Source organism: Microbacterium sp. SCPM-O-B-15248 (M128) (assembly GCF_058214835.1).
In genome coordinates this window covers 1-525 of the sequence record NZ_JBYQLI010000022.1, presented here as the reverse complement: position 1 = coordinate 525, position 525 = coordinate 1, and the positions used below count along the sequence as shown (strand labels likewise).

At 66.5% G+C, this 525-nt stretch carries 1 protein-coding gene; it reads right to left on the bottom strand.

Annotated features, from left to right (window positions below; all coding sequences use genetic code 11):
* Positions 1 to 525: transposase (locus AC3E6M_RS17055; protein WP_490530609.1), on the bottom strand; the 525-nt coding region annotated here is incomplete at both ends.

The window sequence follows — 525 nt, the reverse complement described above, 5'->3', positions numbered from 1 at the left end:
TGGGCGTTGAGGCTCTCTAACGCGGAGGTCGTGCGCGGGGTGCCGTAGACGATGTGAGTGAACAGGGTCTGACGGCGTGTGACCAGGCGCATCAGTAGCCAGGCTTTGCGGAGGCGGTCGTGGGTGAAGCCCCACTGTCCGTTGCGGAACATGGTGCGTTCCCGGGTGAGGTGACCGAAGGCCTGCCACCACTGCTCGAGGCGAAGCTGCCACTGGATCGCGGCGGTTTCGTCGCGGACGGCGCTGAGGTCCATCACCAGGCGTCGTAACGCTTGGCCGGCGGTAGTTCGCGGGTGTCGCGTCAGATGGCGGGTGATGTTCATTTGCAGGTGGAAGATGCAGCGTTGATGCGCGGTCTCTGGCCAGCATCGTCTGAGCGCGCTGGGTAGACCGGAGCCGCCGTCGGAGACGAGGACGGCGGGCGCGGGAACCTGTTCCAACAACGCAGCCCACGCGGCGGTCGATTCGCGGGCGCACCACTGCCAGGCCAGGACGCGTCCGGTGTCGCTGAGAGCGATCAGTAGG